Source organism: Streptomyces sp. HSW2009 (assembly GCF_040240285.1).
Lineage (GTDB): Bacteria > Actinomycetota > Actinomycetes > Streptomycetales > Streptomycetaceae > Streptomyces.
The window spans coordinates 1-4602 of sequence record NZ_JBEHZD010000579.1; the positions used below are offsets into that span (position 1 = coordinate 1).

Annotated in this window: 5 protein-coding genes; 2 read left to right on the forward strand and 3 right to left on the reverse strand. The window is 73.9% G+C overall.

What is annotated here, in order from left to right:
* Positions 1 to 143 precede the first annotated feature (143 nt).
* The 3 genes from AAHZ94_RS28865 to AAHZ94_RS28875 all read right to left on the reverse strand — a co-directional run bounded on the left by AAHZ94_RS28865 (position 144) and on the right by AAHZ94_RS28875 (position 1909).
* Complete coding sequence (locus AAHZ94_RS28865; protein ID WP_349996567.1) at positions 144 to 929, reverse strand: thioesterase II family protein; 786 nt, start codon at positions 927 to 929, stop codon at positions 144 to 146.
* 387 nt (positions 930 to 1316) lie between these two features.
* Positions 1317 to 1688, reverse strand: coding sequence for a fic family toxin-antitoxin system, toxin component (locus tag AAHZ94_RS28870; RefSeq protein WP_349996568.1), 372 nt, complete (start codon positions 1686 to 1688; stop codon positions 1317 to 1319).
* Positions 1685 to 1909 (reverse strand): antitoxin, encoded by a 225-nt coding sequence (locus tag AAHZ94_RS28875; protein WP_349996569.1) that lies wholly within the window; start codon positions 1907 to 1909, stop codon positions 1685 to 1687. Before AAHZ94_RS28875 ends, AAHZ94_RS28870 begins: the two co-directional genes overlap by 4 nt.
* A gap of 167 nt (positions 1910 to 2076) precedes the next feature.
* Here AAHZ94_RS28875 and AAHZ94_RS28880 point away from each other — a divergent pair, with 167 nt between their 5' ends.
* Complete coding sequence (locus AAHZ94_RS28880; protein WP_349996570.1) at positions 2077 to 2967, forward strand: LLM class F420-dependent oxidoreductase; 891 nt, start codon at positions 2077 to 2079, stop codon at positions 2965 to 2967.
* Positions 2968 to 3292: 325 nt separating this feature from the next.
* Positions 3293 to 4602 (forward strand): hemolysin family protein (locus tag AAHZ94_RS28885; RefSeq protein WP_349996572.1); only part of this gene is annotated, 1310 nt, incomplete at its 3' end.

A 4602-nucleotide genomic window follows, 5' to 3' on the forward strand; every position in this document is an offset into this window, starting at 1 on the left:
GCGCGCTGCCTTGCCGCGCTCGCGGCCGTTGCGAGCGCCCCCCCCGCCCCCGGGGGCGGCCCCCGCCCCCCCCCCCCCCCCCCCCCGGGGGTTCCCCCACCGACCTGGTCGGCGGGGTGGGTGGGACGCCTGCGGTCCGCGGCTCAGCCGACGGCCGCGTGCGTGAAGGCGGCCACGTCATCGGCGATGGCCGCCGCCACCTGCTCCTGCTGCGGAGTGAGGAAGAAGTGGCCGCCGGGGAAGCTGCGGAAGGTGAAGCCGCCGTCGGTGAGCGGGGCCCACGCCTTGGCTTCCTCGACGCTGACCCGCGGGTCGGCGTCGCCGGTCAGCACGCTGATCGGGCAGTGCAGCGCCGGCGCGCCGCCGTCCACGTCGCAGCGGTAGGTCTCGATGGCCGTGTAGTCGGCCCGGATCGACGGCAACACCATCCGCAGCAGTTCCTCGTCGGCCAGCAACCCCGAGTCGGTGCCGCTGAGCGCGCGGATCTCCGCGATCAGGCCGTCGTCGTCACGCTGGTGCACCTTCTCGTCCCGGAAGGTCGTCGGGGCCCGGCGGCCCGACGCGATCAGGCCGCGGAGCTGCGGGTTGCCCTCCCGCTCGAACCGGCGCGCCAACTCGAAGCCGAGCACGGCGCCCATGCTGTGCCCGAAGAGCACCACCGGGCGGTCGCACCAGGGCGTCAGCGCCTCGTGCAGGGCGTCGACGAGTTCGGGCACGCTCGTCAACGGCGGTTCAGCGCGCCGGTCCTGGCGCCCCGGGTACTGCACCGACAGCACCTCGGTGGTGGCCGCCAGTGCCTTGGAGAACGGGAAGAAGAAGGAAGCCGAGCCCCCTGCGTGCGGCAGGAGCACCAGGCGGTGCGGGCTGTCGGCTACGGGATGGAAGCGGCGGACCCACGGGTCGTCGGTCCTGGACTCGGTGGTGCTCATGGCTACCCTCGTTCCTTCGTCGTGCTGCGTACCGTGTCGATGGCGCCCGTCGACGCGACAGTGGACCGACGGGCGCACCCCATCTCATCAGGCATCCCCGCAACAGGACAGCTCGGCCGTGACCTTGACGCGGCGTCGACAACGGGCTCCGCCGCCCACCACGGCCGCGGTCGGCGGCACGGCGCGCGGACTCGGCGCCCGCCCGTACCGACACCCACCCCGGCACGTTCACCCGACCGTGCGGGGCGCGCCAACCCCTGTCCCCCCATGCGCCACCCGTAACGCCGGTTGCACGGCCCCCTCACGACCGGGTCCCCGCGGCGGAGAGCAGACAGCGGGCGGGGCCGCCGCGCCGGCCGGGCAGGCGCGTGCGGCGCGCTGCGGTGGTCAGCGGCTCCAGGTGCGCAGTTCGGCGGCCACGTCGTGGACGCTCGCCGTGCCGTCCTTGACCAGCCGGGCCAGGTCGCGGACCCGCTCGGGCGAGACGGTGACGGTGACGCCGCTGGCGACGAGGTAGGCGTACCCGACGGCGCTGGCGAACAGCGCGTTGGACCGTTCGAGCGCGGGCACCTGGAGCAGCAGGTGCAGCAGGGCCGCCGCCCGTTCCTCGGCGTCGCGGTAGACCGGGACGCCGAAGATCTCCGCCTGGTGCCGGCCGACGGCGGCCACCAGCGCGCCCCAGTCGGTGACGGCCGGGTCCCCCGGCGTGTGCTCCTCGGCGCCCATCAGCAACCAGGCGAGGTCGACGGTGACGTTCAACGGCTCGGATGCTCGCGGTCGAGCTCTTCGGCGAAGGCGCTCTGGTACTGCTTCATGAAGTCGGCGGCGGCCTCGACGAAGGTGTGTCCCACCTCGCCGGTGTCCTTGCGGACCAGGTCCTCGATGTCGCGGTTGACGCTCATGCCCCGTTGCCGGGCGCGCGCCCTGGCCGCCTCGGCGGTCGCCTCGTCCACGCGCACGTTCAACTGTGTCTTGGCCACGCTTCACGCTAGCGCGCGGGCGCTAGCGGGGACAACCGGCGGCGCCGCCCGCTCACACCGACCGGCGGTACGGGCGCCGCGGGCGTGGCGCGTCCGCAAGGGTGTGCGGTCGGGCGGGGGGCCGGGCGGGGTAGCTTTCCCTCATCTGCGATCAAGGAGGCTTGGCCATGTCCCGTCCCTTCCGGTTCGGCGTCAACATGCTTGCGATCGAGACTGGTGAGGCGTGGCGCGCTCAGTGCCGGCGCGCCGAGGAGTTGGGCTACGACGTGCTGCTGGTCCCGGACCACCTCGGCATGCCCGCCCCGTTCCCCGCCCTGATAGCGGCGGCCGAGGCCACCGAGCGCCCGCGCGTGGGCACCTTCGTGCTCAACGCCGGTTTCTGGAACCCCGCGTTGCTCGCGCGCGAGGTGGCCACCTGCGACCAGCTCACCGGCGGCCGTCTCGAACTCGGCCTCGGCGCCGGCTACGTCAAGGACGAGCACGACAGCGCCGGGCTGCCCTGGGGCACGCCGCGGGAGCGCGTCGACCACCTGGAACGTACGGTGACCGAGTTGGAGCGGCTGCTCGCCGACGCCGAGCACCAGCCCCGCGCCGCCCAGTCCCCCAGGCCGCCGGTGCTGCTCGGCGGCAACGGGGACCGGATGCTGCGGCTGGCCGCGCGCCACGCCGACGTCGCCGCGTTCACCGGCGCCCACCAGGCGCCCGACTCCCCCGTCGGCACCCTGACGGTGATCACCGCGGACGCGCTGGCGGAGCGGGTGGCCGCTTATCAGTCCTTCGCCGCCGACCGCGCGACGCCCGCCGAGCTGAACTACCTCGTCCAGCGCGTGGTCATCACCGAGGACCGGCGTGCGGTCGCGGAGGAGTTCAGCCAGTACACGAACGGCCTCTCGGCCGACCAGGTACTCGAACACCCCGCGCTGCTGGCCGGCACGGTGACCGAGATCGCCGACCAGCTTCGCGCCCACCGCGAGCGGTTCGGCTTCACCTACTTCACCGTCCTCCACCCGTACCTGGAGGAGTTCGGCACGGTGATCGCGGAGCTGCGCGAGCACTGAGCCGACGCCGGACGGCGGCGCACGCCCCGGGTTTCCGGGGTGGCCACCGCCGTCCGGCCCGTCCCGCCCCTTCTCGACCGGCTGCCCCCGCCAGGCCCCGGCCCCTCCCGACCGGCTGCCTCCTTCCGAAGGAGCCGGCGCAGCCTGAAGCAGCCCGGCACGGGCCCCGCACCCTGCTTTGCCGATCCTTTACGATGGGTGTTCGACCCCGTCCGTGCAGAACTTCCAGCGAAAGGTGTGAGCGTCCGCCCATGGGCGAGCCTCCCAGTAGCCGCTATCGCGCGATTCCTCCGCTCCTGTCCGACCATGGGACGGAGGTGACCCCATGATGGAAGTGCTGCTCCTGGTCGTGGCGCTGTTGCTGTCACTGGCCTGTGGGGCCTTCGTCGCGGCGGAGTTCTCGCTCACCACCGTCGAGCGGGCCGAGTTGGAACGGGCCGTCGACCGGGGCGAGCGGGGCGCGGACAGTGCCCTCAAGGCCGTGCGCAGCCTCACCTTCCAGCTCTCCGGGGCGCAGCTCGGCATCACCGTCACCAACCTGATCGTCGGCATGCTCGCCAAGCCGTCGATCGCCGCCCTGCTCGGTGGGCCGCTGGAGGCCGTCGGGGTGCCCTCGTCGGCCGTCGGGTCGATCGCGCTGGTGGCCGGGACCGTGCTGTCGACGCTGGTGCTGATGGTGGTCGGCGAGCTCGTTCCCAAGAACTGGGCCATCTCCAAGCCACTGCCGGTGGCCAAGCGGGTCGCCACCCCGCAGCGCGCCTTCAGCGCCGCCTTCCGGCCGCTGATCTCCCACCTCAACAACACGGCCAACCGCGCGGTGCGCCGCCGCGGCCGCGCACCGGCCGAGGAGTTGGCCTCCGCCCGCGGCCCGCAGGAGCTCGTGGCGCTGGCCCGGCACTCCGCCCGGGCGGGCGCGCTCGACCGGGACACCGCCGAGCTCTTCGTCCGCACCCTGAACCTGGCCGAGCTCTCCGCGGAGAACGTCATGACGCCGCGGGTGCAGGTGATGGCGCTCGACGCGCAGGCCACCGCGGAGGACGTCGCCAACGCCACCCGGGCCACCGGACTCTCCCGCTTCCCGGTCTACCGCGGCAGCCTGGACACGGTCGTCGGTGTCGCCCACATCAAGGACGTGCTCGCCATCCCGGCCGAGCAGCGCCCCCGCCACCCCGTGTCCAAGCTGCTGCGCGAGCCGCTGCTGGTGCCGGAGTCGCTGACCGTGGACCGGCTGCTCGACCGGCTCTCCGGCAAGCGCACCATGGCCGTCGTCATCGACGAGTACGGCGGCACGGCCGGCGTGGTCACCCTGGAGGACATCGTCGAAGAGGTCGTCGGCGAGGTGCGCGACGAGCACGACCCGCTGGAAACGCCCGACCTGGCCCCGCGCGGCACCGACGAGACGGGCCGGGCGCTGTACGACGCGGACGGCGCCGCCCGGATCGACCAGCTCAGGACGATCGGCCTGCGCGCGCCGGACGGCCCGTACGAGACGCTGGCCGGTCTGGTCGCCACCGAGCTCGGCCGCATCCCGGCGGTGGGTGACGAGCTTGAGGTGGCGGGCTGGCAGCTCACGGGGACGGACGCCGCCGGGCGCCGGGCCGCGGGCCTGCGGCTGCGAGCCCCGCTCGCCGGCCC